The sequence below is a fragment of the Acidobacteriota bacterium genome (assembly GCA_022562055.1).
Taxonomy (GTDB): domain Bacteria; phylum Actinomycetota; class Acidimicrobiia; order Spongiisociales; family UBA5794; genus BMS3BBIN02.
Map to the genome: position 1 here is coordinate 1 of JADFQA010000043.1, position 20,513 is coordinate 20,513.

Annotated in this window: 21 protein-coding genes; 16 read left to right on the top strand and 5 right to left on the bottom strand. The window is 60.3% G+C overall.

What is annotated here, in order from left to right:
- From IIC71_13140 to IIC71_13150, 3 genes are all read right to left on the bottom strand, one after another.
- A partial coding sequence (locus tag IIC71_13140; protein MCH7670124.1) for a hypothetical protein occupies positions 1-939 on the bottom strand: 939 nt, incomplete at its 3' end.
- A gap of 370 nt (positions 940-1,309) precedes the next feature.
- Positions 1,310-1,945 (bottom strand): nucleotidyl transferase AbiEii/AbiGii toxin family protein, encoded by a 636-nt coding sequence (locus tag IIC71_13145; protein MCH7670125.1) that lies wholly within the window; start codon positions 1,943-1,945, stop codon positions 1,310-1,312.
- Positions 1,942-2,601: a type IV toxin-antitoxin system AbiEi family antitoxin domain-containing protein gene (locus IIC71_13150; GenBank protein ID MCH7670126.1), complete on the bottom strand. Its 660-nt coding sequence runs from the start codon at positions 2,599-2,601 to the stop codon at positions 1,942-1,944. The genes IIC71_13145 and IIC71_13150 overlap by 4 nt, the downstream gene beginning before the upstream one ends.
- Before the next feature lie 209 nt (positions 2,602-2,810).
- Here IIC71_13150 and IIC71_13155 point away from each other — a divergent pair, with 209 nt between their 5' ends.
- The 10 genes from IIC71_13155 (at position 2,811) to IIC71_13200 (ending at position 13,091) form a co-directional block, all read left to right on the top strand.
- On the top strand, positions 2,811-3,329 hold the full coding sequence (locus tag IIC71_13155) for a hypothetical protein (GenBank protein ID MCH7670127.1): 519 nt from the start codon (positions 2,811-2,813) through the stop codon (positions 3,327-3,329).
- Complete coding sequence (locus IIC71_13160) at positions 3,281-3,586, top strand: transposase (protein ID MCH7670128.1); 306 nt, start codon at positions 3,281-3,283, stop codon at positions 3,584-3,586. Before IIC71_13155 ends, IIC71_13160 begins: the two co-directional genes overlap by 49 nt.
- Positions 3,583-4,167 carry an IS3 family transposase gene (locus IIC71_13165; GenBank protein ID MCH7670129.1) on the top strand — a complete coding sequence of 195 codons (585 nt, stop codon included), beginning with the start codon at positions 3,583-3,585 and terminating at the stop codon, positions 4,165-4,167. The genes IIC71_13160 and IIC71_13165 overlap by 4 nt, the downstream gene beginning before the upstream one ends.
- Positions 4,148-4,477 (top strand): transposase, encoded by a 330-nt coding sequence (locus IIC71_13170; protein MCH7670130.1) that lies wholly within the window; start codon positions 4,148-4,150, stop codon positions 4,475-4,477. The genes IIC71_13165 and IIC71_13170 overlap by 20 nt, the downstream gene beginning before the upstream one ends.
- A 458-nt stretch (positions 4,478-4,935) precedes the next feature.
- Positions 4,936-5,853 (top strand): fumarylacetoacetate hydrolase family protein, encoded by a 918-nt coding sequence (locus tag IIC71_13175; GenBank protein ID MCH7670131.1) that lies wholly within the window; start codon positions 4,936-4,938, stop codon positions 5,851-5,853.
- Positions 5,850-7,313, top strand: a complete 1,464-nt coding sequence (locus IIC71_13180; GenBank protein MCH7670132.1) for an aldehyde dehydrogenase — start codon at positions 5,850-5,852, stop codon at positions 7,311-7,313. The genes IIC71_13175 and IIC71_13180 overlap by 4 nt, the downstream gene beginning before the upstream one ends.
- Positions 7,314-7,417: 104 nt before the next feature.
- Positions 7,418-9,049: an ABC transporter substrate-binding protein gene (locus IIC71_13185; GenBank protein ID MCH7670133.1), complete on the top strand. Its 1,632-nt coding sequence runs from the start codon at positions 7,418-7,420 to the stop codon at positions 9,047-9,049.
- A gap of 93 nt (positions 9,050-9,142) precedes the next feature.
- Positions 9,143-10,069, top strand: coding sequence for an ABC transporter permease (locus IIC71_13190; GenBank protein ID MCH7670134.1), 927 nt, complete (start codon positions 9,143-9,145; stop codon positions 10,067-10,069).
- Entirely contained in the window at positions 10,066-12,084 is a 2,019-nt protein-coding gene (locus IIC71_13195; protein ID MCH7670135.1) for a dipeptide/oligopeptide/nickel ABC transporter permease/ATP-binding protein, read from the top strand. Before IIC71_13190 ends, IIC71_13195 begins: the two co-directional genes overlap by 4 nt.
- Complete coding sequence (locus IIC71_13200; GenBank protein ID MCH7670136.1) at positions 12,081-13,091, top strand: ATP-binding cassette domain-containing protein; 1,011 nt, start codon at positions 12,081-12,083, stop codon at positions 13,089-13,091. The genes IIC71_13195 and IIC71_13200 overlap by 4 nt, the downstream gene beginning before the upstream one ends.
- A gap of 7 nt (positions 13,092-13,098) precedes the next feature.
- On the opposite strand, the gene IIC71_13205 is transcribed toward IIC71_13200, so the two are convergent.
- A complete protein-coding gene (locus IIC71_13205; protein MCH7670137.1) occupies positions 13,099-14,562 on the bottom strand; it encodes a M81 family metallopeptidase in 1,464 nt (487 codons plus the stop codon).
- Between the two features lie 86 nt (positions 14,563-14,648).
- Between IIC71_13205 and IIC71_13210 the strand changes: the two genes are divergently transcribed.
- From IIC71_13210 to IIC71_13230, 5 genes are read left to right on the top strand one after another with little or no spacing between them, the layout of a single operon-like run.
- Entirely contained in the window at positions 14,649-15,680 is a 1,032-nt protein-coding gene (locus IIC71_13210) for a Gfo/Idh/MocA family oxidoreductase (GenBank protein MCH7670138.1), read from the top strand.
- A gap of 40 nt (positions 15,681-15,720) precedes the next feature.
- A complete protein-coding gene (locus tag IIC71_13215) occupies positions 15,721-16,497 on the top strand; it encodes an IclR family transcriptional regulator (protein MCH7670139.1) in 777 nt (258 codons plus the stop codon).
- A complete protein-coding gene (locus IIC71_13220) occupies positions 16,494-17,279 on the top strand; it encodes a creatininase family protein (protein ID MCH7670140.1) in 786 nt (261 codons plus the stop codon). Before IIC71_13215 ends, IIC71_13220 begins: the two co-directional genes overlap by 4 nt.
- Positions 17,280-17,310: 31 nt before the next feature.
- On the top strand, positions 17,311-18,561 hold the full coding sequence (locus IIC71_13225; GenBank protein ID MCH7670141.1) for an aminotransferase class III-fold pyridoxal phosphate-dependent enzyme: 1,251 nt from the start codon (positions 17,311-17,313) through the stop codon (positions 18,559-18,561).
- Positions 18,562-18,613: 52 nt separating this feature from the next.
- Positions 18,614-19,072, top strand: a complete 459-nt coding sequence (locus IIC71_13230; protein MCH7670142.1) for a RidA family protein — start codon at positions 18,614-18,616, stop codon at positions 19,070-19,072.
- A 288-nt stretch (positions 19,073-19,360) separates the two neighbouring features.
- On the opposite strand, the gene IIC71_13235 is transcribed toward IIC71_13230, so the two are convergent.
- Positions 19,361-20,170: a hypothetical protein gene (locus tag IIC71_13235; GenBank protein MCH7670143.1), complete on the bottom strand. Its 810-nt coding sequence runs from the start codon at positions 20,168-20,170 to the stop codon at positions 19,361-19,363.
- A 61-nt stretch (positions 20,171-20,231) separates the two neighbouring features.
- Here IIC71_13235 and IIC71_13240 point away from each other — a divergent pair.
- Positions 20,232-20,513, top strand: a 282-nt coding sequence (locus tag IIC71_13240) for a helix-turn-helix domain-containing protein (GenBank protein MCH7670144.1), incomplete at its 3' end; no start/stop codon positions are given.

Genomic DNA, 20,513 nt, shown 5'->3' on the forward strand with positions numbered 1-20,513 from the left:
CTTGAGGTCGACACTGATCGTGATCAGTTGCGCTTTGAGATCGATGGCAGTCTTAATGTCGCTGGCGGTGTGTGGGATTCGTAGAGTGCCTTCGATTGCCTCTCCGCTGATCAACGCCGTTGTGAACGTTGCGATGCGTTTGTTTTGCGCTCGCAGTGATTTGGGCAGAACGACTTCAACATTCTCTCCAACTTCCGAGGAAAGCATCAGTGCTGCATACACATGTAATCCGTCGAGTTTTTTGGCAATTTCGACTGTACCGTCAGATTGTCTCTTGAGCGTTCCTGCTCTGGAACCATCGCGGACAGCAGTCCAGTTACTGCCCATGTCCACCAATTCCAGGACGCCGGACGCGGGATGTTGTAAGTATCGGACTAGCTCTCCAAGAATCCAAGCTTGCTCCGGGTCATCCACACCCTTGTGATTCTTGAGCTTGAGAGCGGTCGTCAGGATGCGTACCCACGAAAGGTGCGACACCTGCACTCTTGCGGAGCGTTTCACATGCAGACCCTGGATAGGGTGCGCACCGCTGGTGGCAATCTCGTTTGATATCGTCAGGACGTGATCGAATTTTGCATATCCCGCCGCGGTTCGATAAGTATCTACCTGGTCCTTGTCCAATTTGCTGTTGCCTGTCTTCACCTCGACAATCGTTGTGAATGTGCGCTTGCCGTATGAAACCCTTATTACGCCGTCTGGTCTAACCCGTTTATCGCCGTAGTCCAGTGTCACTTCGGTGAACGTTTCGACAGAGGCCTTAAGCGCGGATGACGCCCCCAGTGGTGCCAGTAGTTCGATCGAAAGATCGCGAACCACTGAAAGTACGGCGAGGAGGGCAGAAGTGACCCTTTGCTCGGCCTCGCGGTGTCCTCGAATGCCTGCAACGGGGATCAGGCGTGCACGATGCCATTTGGCTTCATCAACCAGCTCTTCTCCCAAAAACGATTGGCTAAGAGTAGACGAAGAACACATTTTCCGCCGAGCGTGCTCAAGACGAGATGCCGAACGGACAGGCGCTGACACAAAAGATTCTCTACAGGCCTAAAACCGGTGAGAACCGTATCGAAAAAAAACTAAGCTTGGATCGTGGTTGGGTGGTGTGTGTTCTTCGTGAGGGTTAAACCCCCTACCCGTCACCCATGGTGGTGGGGTGAGGGTGGCGTCGAGGGTGGTGAGTCTTGCGACGATCGTGTTGAGGTTGTCGTGCACGATTCCGAATGCGGCGCCTGCACACACGAACAGGGAGCGGATAGCACCGCCCCCTCTCCAATTTCGTGCCTGTGAGACCCTTGTTTCTAGAAGTGGGGTCCTAAGTTGCAGAACCCAGCCTTGCCATTGTGCTGAGTGCTCGGTTTGTGGCCAATTCCCATCCAACCGCCTTCTCCCGGATCGGCACTGTCGCTATCTTCTCGGCCAACACCATCGTGATCGGGAAGCTCAAGATCGTGATCGGGCGTGATCCCGGTATCACAGATTCGATCTGGGTGATTGTGGGTTCTGGTGAGATCGGATCCCCAATGCTGAAGTCGATCTTCAGTCGGACATTCGCAGAGTGAACGGAAGCGTCCATCGCAACGCGAATGCCGCTGTATTCGGCCTGATCCCGGATCACGGCTGCACTCGTCGTCTCCGTCTTGAATTCGATGCCATCCTCGTGGTCGATCGACGCAACCTGAACCGCAACCTCTTTGAGAGACTCGGTGTCGTTGCGGATTCTGAGAGCCTGTAGATCAATGTCTCGTGTCGGCCGTCGTTCAGCAAACGTGCTGATGAGCATTCCGCCCTTGAGCACCAGCTGCTCGGAGTAGACGGAATTGGAGGCACGCGCAATGAATCCCTCCATGACGTAGAGCGTCAGCAGCTCGTCCGTCGGACGTCCAACGTCGCGTGCGAGATGTTGTATCGACCGGTACCGCTCCCTCGCGATGTCGTTGTCGACCGTCACAGGAGGATCTCGAGGTCTCGCCGTATTGCGGAGTACGCCTTTGGGAAATGGGACGCCATCTCGAGTAGTTCGGCGGGGTGTGATCCGGGCCGACGTATCCAGTTTCTCAGGGCTTCCCTGCCGAGTTCAGCGCCGTGTGTGTGCCTCATTCGATACGCATCGCAGATCGATCGCTCAGGAGAATACGAAGCAATCGGGAGGCCGGATTGAGAGTTCTTCGGAGTTCGTCCAATGCTGAATGTCTTTGGGGAGAACCAATGCCATGTGATGGGAAACGAGGTCTTCGGCTTCCGAGTACCACGCTTGAGCGCGATGTCGATAGTGGACGGAATATCGTCGATGAGGTCTGCGTGTGATAAGGCCGATGCGAGGCAGAGAGTTGCCTCTCGCTCAAGGAGCGCGATCTCGATCAGCGCGAGGTCTCCAACCGTGGAGTCGGTTCGTCTGTAGAGTCCGTGCTCGATCTTCTCGATCGTCCCATCGTCTGTGAGGCGCTTCAGTCGGCGATCAGTGACGGCCGCTTCGTGGGCTTCGCGCCATCTGAAGACCGCCGGTAGATCGGCAGGTAGTGCATTGTTCGGGTGGCGGGCCAAGGAGGCTCCTTCAGTTACGCAGGTTATCGTACACAGGTAGGCATCATGTGTATGCAATACCATGCGCCAATAGTCCAAGGCCGCCCTGTCGGAATGAACGAGAAGGGTTCCGGTCGATCCTGCGAGAGTGTCTTCTGCGAGTAGCGGTCCAGGTGTAAGGAACACAGCGCAACCACTACGCCTACGAAGTGTCACAGCGGCCCGTTACTTTGGCGGTAGGCACAACAAACCTAGAAACGTCCGAATTGTCTGCACTGTGGGAGAATCCTCGAATGCCTGACACTGTTGAATCAATCGTCCGTCGTCTCGCCGAGCGTCGCGCCGGAATCGCGGAGGCAAATATCCAAGCCGACGTGGCTGCCTTCCTCAGGCTGGCGGACCTGGATCTTGATACGGACGATCTGCGCCTGGAGTCACCGGCCGCCGATCGACGTCGCATTGATATCGAACTCGGTCGAACCGTCATCGAAATCAAGAGGAACCTGCAACGGACGGATCTGCGGCAGCAAGGAGAGAATCAACTTATCGACTACCTCGGTGACCGCGAGGCGGAGACGGGTGCTCGGTACGTTGGCGTGCTCACCGACGGAAAGCAATGGCTCTTGTACCGCTTGGGTGACGGCAACGTCCTCAAGGAGGTTGCCGACTACACGAACCGCGGAAACACGTTGGTCTGTCCCCAGTTTGGTGGAGTCGGGATACTTGAATCGGTTGTGTCTGAGACCCGTAAGGAGGGTCACACATGCCGTACCGTTATCCATCCGAGTTCCGTCGCAAGGTCCTTGATCTGATCGCGTCTGGGAGGTCGGTGGCTTCTGTCGCTGCCGATCTGGGAGTGAGCGACCAGACCATCTACACGTGGCGCAAGCAAGAGCTAGTTGATACCGGCGTCGAGGCGGGCCTCACGACGATTGAGGCTGCTGAACTGCGCGCAGCGAAGCGGAAGATCAAGGACCTTGAGAGTGAGCTGGCGGTGACCCGTCGGGCGAATGAACTGTTGAAGGAGCAGGTGGTGTCCCCAAAAGGAGGTTTGAGGCGATCACGGTGATGGCCTCAGAGGATCTCCCAGTTCAGATGGCGTGCCGGGTGTTGGAGGTGTCTGAGTCCGGCTATTACGCACGGAGGGGCCGGCCGCCGTCGGCTCGCACGATCCGCCATGTGTGGCTCACCGACCTGATCCGCCAGATCCACACCGCCTCTCGAGGCACCTATGGTGCTCGCAGGGTCCACGCCGAGCTCACAATGGGGTACGGCGTCACAGTCGGCCACAACGCTGTTGGGATGCTCATGTCCCGTGCCGCAATAGCTGGCCTACCCGGGAACCGTCGACGCAGACGCAGGATCCCTGGGGCTCCGACAGCGTTGGATCTCGTCGACCGACAGTTCGCCAGGAGCGAGCCGGATCGCCTCTGGGTGACCGACATAACCGAACACCCGACCAGGGAAGGCAAGGTCTACTGCGCCGTTGTCCTCGACACGTTCTCACGACGCGTCGTGGGTTGGTCGATCGACTCGTCACCAACAGCGACCCTTGTCACGTCCGCGCTGGGGATGGCGATCAACAACCGCAATCCCACGGCAGAGGTTCTAAAGTCTGCTCAACAGCAAAGTGTTGCTTCGACCCCTTGAATCCACCCAATTCACGTCATGGGCGTTCACCCAACGAGCACAAGAATCCGGGCTCCTCCCGTCGATGGGATCGATCGGCGATTGCTTCGACAACTCGATGATCGAATCGTTCTGGGCCCGGATGCAGGTTGAGCTGCTGAACCGGAAACGGTGGCGCACTCGCATCGAACTCGCCAACGCGATCTTCGAATACCTTGAGGTCTTCCACAACCGTCAACGCCGCCACTCGAGCCTTGGAATGCACACGCCGATCGAGTATGAGAGAATCCACGACACCCAATCACTCGCACGGCTGAGTCAAGTGAGCTGACTCCACAAAACCCGGGACAGACCAGAGCCTCCACCAAACCCAGGGCGGTCCAGATAGCCAGGAAACTCGGGCTAGGTGTGATAGCCGGGGAGGTTGTCCTGTTCTCCATAGGCGGTGCCGGAGTCGCCTGGATCGACGGTGTGCGGCTTACTCCGCAACGCAAGGACCGGGCTTGGGTGCGTGCCATGCCGCGGCACGAGGGGTGTCGGCCGCGCTCTCGCGTCGCCTGAACCAGACTCTCGCCCCTTCTAAGAGCGACGCCCCGCTAGTTTAGCATGCCCGCACAGTCCCAGCGACGAACCACACCTCGGTGAATTGGCAAACCGGCCACTCACCGGCGCGAAACTTCTTGGTCAGAGCATTGGTGGGGCAGCTCGCGCCCAAAGTTCAACCCGGACCCATGTGTTCCTCTGTGTACCAAGATTCGTGTATGATTATTGATAATCTAATTTCACTGAATGAAGAGGAGTGAGATGCGTGCGGTGCGGGTGGAGTTTGAAGGGCGTTGGTACGGAGGTGTCGCTGGGGAGGACGGTTTTAGGCTTATGCCTACTCCGGAGCTGGAGCCGGTCGACGTGATCGCATCCGAAGGCTGGAGTGGTTTCAGCGAACGTGCCGTTCGGCCGGTCGGCTTCAGTCAGGGGCGACTTCTCTCCCCGATTGCCCGGCCGGGCAAGATCTTGTGTGTCGGGCTGAACTACAGAGACCACATCGAGGAGCAGGGCCTCGAGGTGCCGAGGAGCCCGATACTGTTTAGCAAGGCTTCCACTTCGGTGATCGGTCCGGGTGACCCTATTCCGCTGCATCTGATCACCGACCAGGTCGACTACGAAGTCGAGTTGGCGGTTGTCATTGGTCGCCGCGTCCGGGGTATCCCACGACGGCAGGCCCTAGATGTCGTCGCCGGTTACACGGTGATGAACGATGTGTCGGCACGCGACCTTCAGTTTGGTGACCAGCAGTGGATGCGAGGCAAGTCGCTCGATGGGTTCGCGCCGATGGGACCTGCGATCGTCTCACCAGACGAGGTCGGTGACCCCGGGAACCTGGAGGTCAGGGCGGAGGTCAATGGAGGGCTTCGCCAGGCGTCGAATACGAGCCAACTGATCTTTGGGGTGGCAGAGCTGATCGCGTTTTGCGCCGAGGCGATGACGCTTGAACCTGGCGATGTGATCGCGACCGGGACACCCGGCGGGGTGGGGGTGTTCATGGATCCTCCCACCTTCCTCAAGGCGGGGGACACCGTAACGGTCTCAGTGGAGCGAGTTGGGGAACTGACCAACCCGGTAGACGCGGCGCTGGCCCAGGACGAGAAGCCAAGAGTGTTCGGTGGTCGTGCAAAGGCGCCCACAGGCTCCGCCGGTGGTCAACGATGAGCATCGTGAAGCGCCAGCTATTCATTGGTGGGAGATGGGTGGATGGCAACTCTGGGGAGATGGTGCCGGTACGCAGCCCGGCGACCGGTGAGATCCTTGCGGAGGTGCCGCTGGGTTCCGCGGAAGACGTTGATCACGCCGTCGAGGCCGCCCGGTCGGGGAGGAAAGCCATCTCCCAAATGGGCGTGTTCGACCGGAGCGCACTGCTGCACGCTGTGGCAGATGTGATCGCCGACCGAAAACAGGAAATTGCTCGCGATCTCGCTCAGGAGCAGGGAAAGCCGTATCACACCGACGCGATCGAGGAGGTCGAGGTCGCGGTCGATATGTGGCGGGACGCGGCGGAGATCATTAAGCGCCTCGAGGGGGAGGTGATCCCGTCCTCTGATCCTCGGAAGAGGATTCTGACTATTCGCCAGCCGCGAGGCGTATATGGGGTGATCACGCCTTGGAACTTTCCGGCCGCCATTCCCACCGAGTACCTCTGCGCAGGGCTCGCCGCGGGTAATGCGATCGTGTGGAAGCCATCGGAATTGACGCCGTTGACCGCCCTCCACTTTGTCCAGGCGATGCACGATGCTGGGGTCCCGGACGGCGCCATCAACGTAGTCACCGGCGACGGGTCGACCACCGGCGAGGCGATCGTGTCCCATCCGAATGTCGATGCAATCGGGGCAACCGGAAGCCCAATCACCGGCGACCTCATCGCCAGAGCAGCAGGTGCCAAGCCCCTGCTGCTCGAACTTGGGGGCAACTGTCCCGTGATCATCGCCGAAGACGCCGACGTGGAGTACGCCATAGAGCGAGCCGCGTACGGCTCTTTCGCCAACGCGGGCCAGATCTGCGACTCGACCGAGCGGATTCTCGTGCACGAGAGCCACGTCGAGCGGGTCGTAGAGGGCATCGTGGCGATGGCGAGCAAGCAGAATCTCGGTCTCTCAATGGATCCCGCCACGACGATGGGCCCCCTCAACAACGAGCACACGGCCGAGAAGGTGGACCGCCACCTCGAAGACGCTAGAGAGCAAGGGGCAGACATTCACCTCGGGGGATCGCGGGCATCCGACTTTCCCACGTCGCTCTTCTATTACCCAACCGTGCTATCCGGTGTGACGCGGCATATGAAAATCTTTCGCGAGGAGACCTTCGGTCCGGTCGCTGCGGTCATCTCGTTCTCCGACATCGACGAGGCGATCGGCCTCGCCAACGACACCGACCTGGGCCTCGTCGCCGGGGTTTTCACTGCCGACCCCAAGTTGGCCGAGTATGTGGGGGAACAGCTCGAAACCGGCATTGTCAACATCAACGACGTGCCGACCTACTGGCAGCCGCACACGCCTTTCGGCGGCTACACGGGCAAACGAAGTGGCGTCGGCCGGCTCGGCGGCAAGTACACGATCATGGAGATGTCGCAGATCAAGACGCTTGTCTACGCCAACAGCCACGGCGGCTTTGGTTGAGTCGGACGCTTGACGCTTGACTCGGCACCAACCGATGGTCTACCATTTCACGCTCAGTGGGTGATGTGCCCATTTCACACAGCAAAGATAGTGGGAGGCGAAGTATGAGGCACAGAAGGCGGTTGACCATTCTGGTTTTCGTGTTGGCGGTTGTGGCGGCGGCCTGTACGACTGGTGACAGCGAAGGCGACACGACGACAACAACCCGAGCAGCCGACACCACGGTGGCTCCGGACACGACAACGACAACGGTGGCGACTGCAACGACAACGGTGGCGACTGCGGAAGCTACGACCGGCCCATCCGGCAGCGTGAGGTTTCTCATTGCCGAGAACTTCTGGGCCGATTGGGACCCGTACCAGCACACCGCCCAGAGTCAGGCGCGAATCGAAGCGCAGATCTTCGACTACCTTGTCGATGTCCCAGATACGGGCGCTCCACCGGTGCCGATGCTCGCGACCGAGTGGACACAGATAGACGACCGTACGTGGGAGTTCGTACTGCGCGAGGGCGTGATCTTCCATGACGGGTCGGCGTTTGACGCCGCGGATGTGAAAGCGTCCATTGAGCTCGCGTCGGGCGCGACCGACGTAGCGACACTCCAAGCGGGGAGCTGGATCTCTACGACTGTGGAGATCATCGACGATCTCACGGTCAGGTTGACAAGCGAGGAGCCGTTCGCATCCCTGTTTGCCCAGTTGCGGAGCACGATCATTGTTTCGGCGGATGATCTTGCCAACAACGCAGAGGCGATCAAGGCGCAGCCGAATGGGACGGGGCCGTTCCGCCTGGTCGCGAACGAGCCAGCCCGGAAGGTGATGGAGGCGAACACGGACTATTGGCAGGGCGCTCCTCAGATCCAGAGCCTCACCTGGGAGTTCATCGGAGACCCAGACACGAGGCTCAGCGCACTCCTCGCCGGCCAGGCGGATGTAATCGACCGGGTGCCGCCGCAGCACCTGCAAGTGATCGAAGGCAGCGACAACCTGGTACTTGACTCAGTGACTGGAATCGAGAGCGTCAACCTCTTTGTGCTGCCCGGCCGACTTCCGATATGGGATGAGAATCATGCATTCCGCGAAGCCGTGATGAGGTCGATCGATCGAGAGGGCCTGGTGACGGGCTTGATCCAGGGTGCGAGCGCCGTTGCGACGAGCTTCTTGCCTACCGAGACCCTGTACCACCAAGTCGGCGATCCTGCGTACTCGAGGGACGTAGACGCTGCCCAGGCCTTGCTGGCTGAAGCAGGCGTCCCAGACGGCGGACCCGAGTTCGAACTGTGGGTTGCGAGCGGATTCCTGCCCCGGGCCGAGGAGGTCGGTGCTGCGATTCTGGCAAACATGGAAGAGGTCGGTCTCAAACCGAAGCTTGTCGTGACCGACCTGTCGGCCATGATCGACGACATCTTCACCGACGACGGCACCGGCGCGGTCTACCACCTGAGTTGGAGCAGCAACGGTGACCCGTTCAGCCATGCGTTCGTCTACTCTGAAACGTTCGCGTGGTTCTTCGGAGACGAGCGTCTTCAGGAGCTCATCGACCTTTCGGCAACCACGACGAACCCGACAGAGCGTGAGCGGGTCGTCCTAGAGCTGCAGAGCTACATGTGGGAGCAGCTATGGCACGTGCCGTTGTACAACAGTGACTTCTCCGTCGCGCGGAACTCACGACTCGTGGGTCTTGACGTGAGACCGAACTTCCAAACGTTGTTCTACCCGGCGAGCATCAGCGAGTAGCGGGTTGTACACACCGACGAGGCAGATCGTAGGGAGTCGGGTTCCAGGCATCGGCATGGGATACTCGGCTCCCTAGATCATCGCGAGGTAGCCATGCTCAGGTTCAGTCTTCGCCGCACGGCCCAGATGGCGATAGTCGTCTTCGGGGTCGTCACGCTCGTGTTCTTCATCCTGCGGCTGGCGTCCGGGGATCCCGCCAACCTCATGGTCCCGCCGGGACAACAGGAGGACCTCGTCCAGCTGACACGCGAGAGACTCGGGACCGATAGGCCCATCCTGGTTCAATACGGCGAGTATCTCGTAGGGCTGGCGCGGGGGGATCTCGGCGTGTCGTTCCATGGTGGACAGCCCGTCCTCGATGAGGTTCTGAAGGCGCTTCCCAACACAGCCTTGCTTGCAGCCGTCACCATTGTGTTCTCCTCCGCGGTGGCCCTCGTCCTTGGCATCGGTGCTGCCTTGCGCGCCAACGGTGCCTTCGATCGGGTTGTGTTGGTCTACGTCTCCGTCGCTCTGGCCACTCCGAGTTTCTGGCTGGCGATCGTGCTCGTTATGTTCTTCTCGGTGCGTCTCGGCTGGTTGCCTGCCATCGATATGGAGGGGCCGGAGAGCTTCGTGCTTCCGGTGATCACCCTCGCTGTGGCGCTCACGCCGGTGCTGATTCGCATGATTCGCCTGTCATTCCTTGAGACGCTGAGCGACGATCACGTCCGGGCAGCGCGTGCCCGGGGTATCCCGGAGCGGCGGGTGATCCTGGTCCACGGACTCAAGGTGGCGGCACTCCCACTGATCACGCTGGTCGGTCTTCAGATGGGATTGATCCTGGCGGGCTCGTACGTCGTTGAATTCGTATTCAACTGGCCCGGGATCGGAAAGCTGACGCTCGATGCGGTCGTGAGCCGCAACTTCCCGATGATCCAGGGTGGCGTCTTGGTGGCGGCACTCGCGTTCGTGGTCGTGAACTTCGTCGTCGATCTCGCGTACGCAGCCGTGGATCCCAGGATCAGGCTCGCCGCCAGATGATGGATCTGACGACCGGAGGGATCCCGTCGGTGCCCGCTGGTGAGGCGGCACCAGCCCACACTCATCTTGTGCGACGGCTCCTCAGGCACAAGACGTTTGTCGTCGGGGCGACTGCCCTCGTGATCATCATCTCGATCGCGGCTTTCTCTCCGCTGCTTGCTCCTCATGATCCGATGCAACAGGACCTTTCACGCAACCTTGCTCCACCGTTCTGGGTCGAGGGTGGATCATGGGATCACCCACTTGGTACCGACACCCTTGGACGTGACGTTGTGAGCCGATTGATGTATGGCGCCCGCAACTCGCTGACCATCGCCCTGTTCGCGGTTCTGCTGTCGGCGATTCTTGGCCTGGTTGCAGGTTTGTCGGCCGGGTTCTCGCGGAGCTGGTGGGATTCCGCTCTCATGCGTCTAGGCGATATGCAACTCGCGTTTCCGTTCATCCTGCTGGCGATCATCGTCCTCGGCGTCATTACCGAACGCAACGTGATCCATCTCATCCTCGTGCTCGGCATCCCGGGGTGGATCCTCTACGCCCGGGTTGTGCGATCCCGGGTTCTGGTGGAGCGGGACAAGGACTACGTGACCGCGGCCAAATCCATCGGCGCTGGACGCACCCGGCAGATATGGAAGTATGTCCTTCCGTCGGTCTGGATGGTCGTGCTGGTGATCGCCATGCTCGACTTCGGTTTCATCATCCTCGTCGAGGCAACCCTCAGCTTCCTCGGCTTCGGCCTCACGCCTCCAACTCCTTCGTGGGGGGCTATGCTCGCCGAGGGTCGTCGCAACATGATCGTGGCCCCATGGCTCTCGATTTTTCCTGGATTGGCGATCATGTTCACGGTACTGGCCATCAACCTCACAGCGGACGGAGCCGCGAACGTGTTAGACCCCAAATTGAAGAAAGGCATCTTCCGTCGGGTGCGCCAGAAAGGTCCGAGCGAGAAGCCTTCTCCTTCCCGGCCAGGCGGAAGCGGTCATGCTACCGAGAGAGAGGCTATCGACGCAGGCGGCGAGCCAACGACACCGACGTTGCTCGACGTTCGTGATCTGAGCGTCGAGTTCCCGCTCGAAGACCGGGTGGTCAAAGCGGTTCGCCATGTGAGCTTCCAGGTCGATCGAGGAGAGACACTGGGGATCGTCGGTGAGAGCGGCTCCGGAAAGTCGGTTTTGGCGTCGGCGATCATCCAGTTGATCGACACGCCCGGACGGGTGACCGGCGGAGCAGTCCTATTCGAAGGCCGGGACCTCACCCGCCTGAGCGACGCTGATATAGCTCAGATCCGGGGGTCGCGGGTCGGCATGGTGTTCCAGAACCCGTCGGCCTCACTGAATCCGGTCATCAGCATAGGTTCCCAGATGGTGGAGACCATCAAGCAACATCACAGGGTGTCTCGGAGTGAAGCCAAGGAGATGGCAGGCCGCGCCCTGCATGACGTGGGGATCGGAGATGCACGACACGTTCTGTCACAGTATTCGTTCCAACTGAGCGGTGGCATGAATCAGCGCGTCATGATCGCCATGGCGATGCTCGCTCGCCCCGATCTCCTGATCGCGGACGAACCGACGACAGCGCTCGATGTGACGACACAAGCACAGGTTCTTGAGCAGCTGCGCGAAATCACGCAGGTGTACGACACCGCATTGATTCTCATCACCCATGACATCGCACTCGTTCGCGAATACGCGGACAGCATCGTGGTGCTCTACGCGGGACAGGTGTGTGAGGCAGGTCCGGTCGATTCGGTGATTCGCCACCCGCAACATCCCTATACAAAGGCCCTCCTCGAATCGGTGCCAAGAGCTGACCTCGAACCCGGTGAGCGGCTAACGGCTATCTCCGGTGAGCTGCCTGACGCCACTGTGGTACCCCGGGGGTGTCCTTTTGCTCCACGCTGCCGTTTCACGATGGACGTGTGTCAGGAAACCAATCCAGCGCTAGAGGCTGTCGGCTCCGGCAGGGTCGCCGCGTGCCACCTCGACTCGGTACCTTCGACCCCTGTGGACGTGCGATGAGCGAGCCGCTGCTCGAAGTGCGAGGCCTCGTCAAACATTTCGCTGTCAAAGGAGGGTTTCTGAGCGGCGGAAAGACGGTCGTGAGGGCGGTCGACGGCGTCAGCTTCACGATCCACGAAGGAGAAACCCTCGGGCTCGTCGGCGAGAGCGGGTGTGGGAAGTCGACGCTTGCCCGCACGATACTCTTCCTCGAGGAACCAACCGATGGTGAGATCCTCTTTCAGGGTCGACCGCTTACGGCCGACCGGGTCCGCGATCTCCGTCGACGCGCCCAGATGGTGTTTCAGGATCCGTATCTGTCGCTCCCGCCGCGCATGAAGGTCGGCTCGATCATTGCCGATCCGCTCCGGATCCACGGTGTAGAGGACGGATCAAGCGTGTCGGATCGGGTCGGGCAGCTGCTGATCGATGTCGGGCTGAAACGAGAGGACGCAGGCAGGTACCCACATGAGTTCAGCGGCGGGCAGCGTCAGCGCGTCGGCATCGCGCGGGCACTTTCCGTCCAACCGGCTCTCATCGTGGCCGATGAGGCTGTTTCGTCTCTGGACGTGTCGGTTCAGGCTCAGATTCTCAACCTTCTCCAGGACCTGCAAGAACGCCACCGTCTCGCCTACCTCTTCATTTCGCACGACCTCGGAGTCGTCAAGTACATGAGCCATCGGGTCGCCGTGATGTATCTCGGCGAGATCGTCGAATTGGCACCCGCGCAGGAGCTCTATGATCGGCCGTTGCACCCCTATACGAAGGCTCTCATGTCGGCGGTTCCCTCATTGCATGCCACGCAGATGCAGCGGACGCGTCTGCGTGGCGAGCCGCCCGACCCGCGTAACCCACCGTCGGGCTGCAAGTTCCACCCCCGTTGCCCGATCGCCCAAGATGTATGTGCCTCGGATGCGCCGACCCTTAAGGAGTGGCTGCCGGGTCGTAAGGTCGCCTGTCACTTCGCATTGATCGACGGGGGCTCCGCTGACGTACCCCTGACGATCAAAGGTGGATCGAGCCCGTGATGGGCGCTCAACCCGCGATGTTCTCGAAGGGGAAGAGCGGCTTGCGTCGATTCCGAAACGGGAGACTTTCCATATCTGCGCTGGTGGAGCCGGGCGTATTGACTCGGATGATGGTCGGACAGACCGGCTCGTACGCAGGGACCGGGGCGTGGACACCTTTTGCTACGAGGATCTGGAAGTCGCTCGGATCGAGATCGCAGCTTGTGATCTGGCGGAGGCTGAACGGGGCGACTCGTTTCGATGTCAGCTGGATCGTCAACCCTCGAGTGGTCTCGACAATGGCTGTCTCTCCCATGTCGAAGAGTGGATTGCCACCGTGGCGTACCTCGGGCTCGACAAAACGCCCTTCGTGGATGCTGCGCACCTTGCCTTCGACTTCGAGGGGAGGTCCGTGCAGGTCATCAGTCTTGCCGCCGACGGTCATGATGACGTTTGCGCCAACCCCGGCGTCGCGTGCCCGAACAACGTTCTCGGGGTCATATAGCGCTACGAACGTGCTCGGCCCTCCACGCTCAGTTACAATCTCGGCGATAACGGTGCCGTCGGCTGCTGAACCGCCTCCGACGTTGTCGCCCATGTCGAGCAGGCAGACCGGCCCCGGTGATAGCGCCGCTTGGTCCACCGCGTCTTCCGGCGCAATCAGGTTTGGCACGAAAGTATGACGTCTGGCGATCAGGTGGTCGGCAAGCTCGTCTGCGTAGGTCTGCGCCAGCGTGCGGTCTCCGTCGACGACCACGTTGAAACTGCTTCCCATCTCCGGCACGTCGGCATATGGGAATCCCAGGCAGATGCTGACGCTCAGGATCCCTTCGCGATCTCGAACCTGGTCGGCGGCCCGATACAAGGACAAGCACGGGTCAAACGACGTCCCTTGGAGAACGATGTTGATCGCAACCGGCGGAAAGGCACCGGCTTGAACCGGGCGCACCTCTCCTCGAACGGTGCGATCCATGAGCTCGGCGGCTTCGACGCCGCGGTCGTAGGTGTCGAGGTGTGGGTTGGACCGATATGCGATGAGCGCGTCGGTTGCTTCCAGCATCATTTCGGTCAGGTTTGCGTGAGCATCAACCGTCGCGATGATGGGTACGTCCGGTCCAACAGCCGCGCGGAGCCGCGTAAGCCAGGTTCCGTCTGCGTCGCGATGCTTCTCGCTGACCGCCGCGCCATGGGCCGCTGCCAGAATGCCGTCGAATGGGCTGCGCCGTTCGACTTCCTGCAGGAGCAAACTGGTGAGGTGCTCCATCGTTTCAGCGGTGATCGTGCCGCTCGGAGTCGCCAACGCAGAGAACACCGGTACGGCCTCGGCCCCGACCTGGTCGAGTCCATCGAAGAAGCCTCCGATTTCGTTGTGGGTGTTCGCCCATCGGTCTCTTACCTCTCCGCCAAGATGTACTTCGAACAGGGACAGGTCGGTGGGGGTGGGCAGAAACGTGTTCGACTCGTGATAAAGACCCAGAACACCGATTCGCATTCGTCCTCCTTCGCATCAAGCAGTAAAATAAACGTTTTGCTGACCGAAGGAGCATTCTACCAGGCCCGATTGGACGGGGAGGAGCGGTGACAGCGCCTGTCAACATCGCTGTTATCGGCCTTGGTTTCATGGGTAGTCGTTGGGCTCGCGCCATTTCAGAACATGACGGATCGAGGCTGAGGGTGGTGTCAGACGTTAAGGAGGACCTGGGTGAAGAGATCGCCGAGCGATACGACGCAACGTTCGTTCGGGACCCGCTGGAGGCTGCATCCCACCCCGACGTCGCTGGTGTGGTGGTATGTACTCCGGAGAACCTGCACTTAGCGCCTGCGCTGGCCGCTCTCGACGCGGGAAAAGTCACCTGTATAGAGAAGCCAATCGCGCACACCGTGCAAGCCGCCGAACAGATCCGTGACATGGCCACATCGATGGGTGTTCCGCTGCTGGTCGGGCATATCTTGAGGTTCGAACCCAGATACGCAGCGGTTCAGCGGGCCATCGAAGAAGGACGGATCGGAACCGTGCAGGCGATCCGATCCGAGCGTATCGGGAAAATCGGAGACCAAAGGGTGCTCGGCGGTCGAACAACCATCCCTTTGTATTACGGGGTTCATGAGTTCGACCTCGCCCGTTGGTACGGAGGAGCCATCGTCAAGGTCTCCGCCGAGCGAAGCAGGGGCGTGTTGGAACAGGATGGATTCGACGTATTCGATCTCTACTCCGCGATCGTGCGCTTTGCCTCCGGGGCGCACGGCACGGTCATGCTGGGATGGTCATTGCCCAATTCGACGCCGGGATGGGGTAAGAGCGGCTTCACGGTGATCGGCGAGACCGGACTACTTCAAGTCGACCAGGGCAGTGTTGGTCTGCTGATGGTTGGTCGGGACGGACTCATTGACGAGGACGTCTTCTTCTCACCGATCGTGCACAATCGCTATGCCGGAGCACTGGCGATCGAAGTCGACCACTTTGTCCGTTGCGTCCGCGGCCTGGCGGAGCCGTTGTGCACAGCCGACGACGGTACAGAGGCGCTAAGGATCAGTCTGGCGATGGAAGCAGCCGCCGCGAGTGGCAAGCCGCTAACGTTGAAGATGAACCCGAGCGGGGCACGAGCTTAGATGAGCTCTATTCCGCTTGCTAAGGCTAGGATTTTACTAGATGAAAGCTCAGACCAAAGTCAGCTCCAGTCGTTACAACGTGCGCGCCGTATTACGCGTTCTCGACATACTCGACGTTCTCCAGAATTCGATAGACGGAGCCTCGCTCACCAATATCGCCGATTCCGTGAGCCTCCCCAAGAGCTCGGTGTTCAGGTACCTCGCCACGCTCGAATCGCGGAGTTACGTCGAGCAAGACCCCGAATCGGGTCAATACCGCTTCGGACTCGCCTTCCTTCCATCTCATACGCGTCATCTCCAGAGCCTCGGGTCACGGGCCAAGCCCTACCTCGAAGCACTCCGCGACCGATTCCAGGAAACCAGCAATCTGGCTGTACTCGACGGCACACGCATCGCCTACCTCCAGATTGTCGAGAGTGAGAAGGCGATGCGGCTCGCGGCCCGTACCGGCGACAGGGATCCCATCCACTCTACGGCCCTCGGCAAGGCGACTACTGCACAGATGCCGGAGCCCGAAGTACTCGACATCTTGAGAACCGAAGGAATGCCTCGACTCACGGCCACCACAATCACAGACCCAAGTGCCTTTCTCGAGGAGCTCGAGCAGGTGAGGCAGAAAGGGTTCGCTCTCGACGATCGAGAGAACGAGGAAGATGGTCGCTGTGTTGCGGTTGCGATCCCGGGATCCCGGATTCGAGCGGCAATCAGTATGAGCGCTCCAGCAGTCCGCTTCCCCATGGAGCACGTTCGTGAAGTCGCGGACACCCTCATCGAGACCGCCGCTGCCCTCGCACGAGACCTAGGGATCGCCGAATGACTGCTCTGGCCACCCTGACATGGCGCGACGCCGAAGCGGCGCTCAACAAAGCCGAACTGGCGATTCTGCCAATCGGCAGCATTGAGCAACACGGTCCCCACATGGCTTTGGAAACCGATATCGCCCTCGCCGCCGCCCTCGCCGAGCGTCTCACCGCCGCCCTCGGAGAGCTGGCAGTGCTCTGCCCTCGGCTCGACTACGGGCTTTCGGAGCATCACATGCGGTTTCCCGGAACGCTCACACTCCGCCCCGACACGTTCATCGGGGTGGTGCTCGAGATCGTTGAAAGTCTTGCTCATTGGGGCGTCCGTCGGGTTCTCGTCGTCAACGGTCACGGCGGCAATATCGACGCCCTTCGTCTGGTGAGCCGGATTGCACGTCGCGATCACGGAAGTCTCGTCGCAAGCTTGATGTGGGCACAGCTTGGATCTGACGAGATCCGCTCGCGTGTTACGAGTGCGGTCTACGGGCACGCGTGCGAGATCGAGACCTCAGTGGCAATGGAGCTCGCCCCCCACGTCGTCTTTGAAGATCGCATCCAAGGTCCGATTGGCAGGACGAGCGTGGATCCGTTCACCGACCCGCCGGGAGCGAGGGTCGATCAGGCGGTCCTGATGGACGAGTGGACAGAGGACGGGGCGCTCGGTGATCCTCGCCTCGCTAATAGGGAGGACGGGAAAGCAATCGTCGACGTCGTCTATTCCCGTGCTCTCGACTTTGCGCAGAGATTCGCGGAACAGGCAACGCCTTGTCGAAGGGGAGTATCTGATGGCAGAAGTTGACGTGCGTCGAACAAGTTTGGAGTCGGAGCGGATGACGGCGATTGCCGAACGCTTCGTTCCAGGCGGGGTGAACTCGAACATCCGCCTGGGCGGCCCTTCGGTGTTCTTCGCAAGGGGCGAGGGTGCTTGGTTATGGGACGTTGATGGCAACGATTATGTCGACTATCTCCTCGGACAGGGGCCGGCATTCTTGGGGCACGCCCCTGCCGACGTGTTGGATGCTGTTGATGCAGCGTGTCGAAGCGGCATGGTCTACGCCGCCCAGCACCCACTCGAGATTGAAGCAGCCGAGCTCATGTGTCGAGCCATCGGCTGGGCAGAGATGGTGCGCTTCGGGTCGTCGGGAACCGAGGTCGTCCAGGCAGCGCTCCGCTTGGCCCGCGCCGCCACCGATCGACGCGAGTTTGTCCGATTCGAAGGCCACTACCACGGATGGCTCGACAATGTTCTTATCGACGTCGGTGACGATGGTCCGATCGCAGCGAGCGAGGGACAGATCGCCGATTACCTCAAGGACTGCCACCTGCTTCCCTGGAACGACCTCGATGCGCTAGCGGACGTGCTGAAGCGGCATGGCCCGAATGTAGCTGCGGTGATTATGGAGCCGATGATGGTGAACGTGGGCGCCATCGAGCCCGTATCGGGCTATCTCGAAGGTGTACGCCGACTCTGCGACGAATACGGTGTAGTCCTCATTTTTGATGAGATCATCACTGGATTCCGCGTGGCGTTCGGCGGAGCCGCAGCGCGATACGGCGTCGCTCCCGACCTTGCCACATACGGAAAAGCCATGGCTGGGAGCTGGCCGGTGGCTGCCCTGGCAGGATCAGCCGAGCTCATGGGACGCTTCGGCACCGGCGCCGTCAACCACTCCGGCACGTTCAACGCGAACGTAATGGCGATGGCGGCGATTGTTGCCACACTCCGGCGCCTCGAAGACGGCACGGCCTATAGGAAGCTCGACCGAGTTGGTGGAGCTCTGATGAAGGGGTTGCGCGAGCTGGCCGATGGGGCATCGATCCCGCTTCACATCCAAGGCCTGCCGATGGCGTTCCACGCCTCATTCGGCGAGGACGATGTGGTTGATTACAGAGGTCTCCAAGCCAAAGACGCCGCGGGCTACCGGGCCTTCGCAAGGGCGCTCTTTGACTGTGGAGTGTGGGTCGCGCCTCGCGGCATATGGTATGTCTCGACCGCCCATGGTGAACGTGAGGTAGAAGTCACGTTGGACCGTGTCGGAGCAGCTCTAAAACGCCTACAGGCGCTGAACCCAAGGTCATAACTCAGCGTTCCCAGTCCTAGACAGCCGCGCTACTTACGTAAAGGAGTTGCCGATGACCGCCGAAGAACGGCTCACTGAGCTCGATCTCGAGCTTCCCACACTGCCGGACCCGACCGCGTCATTCGTTTCGTATGTCCAGAGTGGACGTATTGCCTACGTCTCAGGGCACGGGCCCATCCGCGCTGATGGATCGTGGATCACAGGCAAGGTGGGTCGCGACCTTGGGACCGACGAGGCCTACGAAGCGGCGCGATTCACAGGTCTCGCGGTCCTGGCCACCATTCGCTGCCACCTCGGTTCTCTGGATCGGGCCGTCCGTTTGATCAAGGTATTGGGGATGGTGAATTGCGTGCCGGACTTCACCGAACAGTCAACCGTCATCAATGGATTCTCTGATCTCATGATTGACGTGTTTGGTGAAGCCGGGAGACACGCCCGATCTGCAGTCGGAGTGGCTTCGCTCCCAATGGGCATTCCGGTTGAAGTCGAAGTGATTCTCGAGGTCAGGTAGCGGACATATCGCTCGATCTCGTCGATATATCCCTTCCTGTGAATATTCCTTTGGGAATCACGAGAGCGTCGTCGGTGCCCTCGCGAAACGCACAGTCCAAGCGCGAGCGGAGGAGCCCATGTCCAGAGGCGCTCATTCTGGATGAATGGTCAGGCCATGCGCCAGAGAGGGCCAGTTGTGCCAGAAGGTCCACCTGCCTTTGTCTTTGAGCGCTCGGATGTCGACGCAAGGTGAATATTCCACACTTCGGTCCGGTCCGAAACTGCGTGGGGCTTGGATCCGGTCTCGTCACACCTGGGGGATGAACTGATCGAAGCTGAACTCGTGGCTTACAGTGCCGCCCCGCGGATACAGCACGACGACGCGGTCGTCGATGTCGAAAACCACCGAACACAGTGTGATTAGCGGGTCGCTCGCGGTTGCATCTCGCCAGATGGCCATGTCCGGATCGGAAAAGACGCGAAGGGTTTCATCGCGGGTCGCGGGCTCACGAAGCGAGTTCAGTATCTCGAGGCGCGACACGCTCTGCTCGTCGATCACCTGTGGATCAGTTAGAGCGATGAAGTGATTTGTGTGGGCATATCGACGATCCACCTCCTTGGACGAGACGCCCGAGGGTCCAACCTCGACGCCGAGAAGCTGTCGCTTTTGTGCGGTTGCCACCAAATAGCTGTAACCCCCTGCCGCCGGAACCTGCCTAGCCCGGTCAACGAATTCCGAGAGCGATGCAGCAAGTGAGAGATGCCTGGCCAAGAACTGTCGGCCGACACCCGCACCTGGAGTTGCAGCAGGTATATGATCGATGCCGCAGGCGATACCGGAGCTGTTCAGCCAGAAGGTCGTGGCAGGGAGCATGCCTGGGTACCAATACGTCGTGATCGGGCGATCACCGTCAATGTGCAGCGTGAGAAGGGGACATTCACCTTCGTGGACCGGATCGGCATCCTCATTGTGAGCCAGGAGCAACTTCGTCCCGCTCCGGAGTCCAAGATCGCTGCAGCCCTCAGACTGGTAGCCGAAATCGCCTCGTGTGTTCAGCCACAGCAACTCTTCAAAGGGCACGTCGGCGCCTTCTGCCATCGCTTCAAGTTCAGACACGTGTCGCGTGTCAAGATTGTTGAGACAGGTCAAAGTTTGGTCCTGATCTCAAGGAGAATCTATGGCGAGGCCTCCCGTGGTGTCGACAGAGAAGAAGACGCTGATCGTGGTATCGATCCTTCGGGGTGAGGTCACGATGGCTGAGGCTGCACGCCGTGAGGGTGTGTCTGAGACCTCGATCGCGAAGTGGCGTGACCGGTTCCTTGCCGGTGGTCGGGCTGCCCTGTCGGCTGGGAGTCATGGCACGTCGAGTCGTGAGACCCGGCTTGTGGCTGAGGTGGAGGAGTTGACCTCGGCGTTGGGTGAAGCCCATATGGAGCTGCGGTTGTGGCGGAAAAAGGGG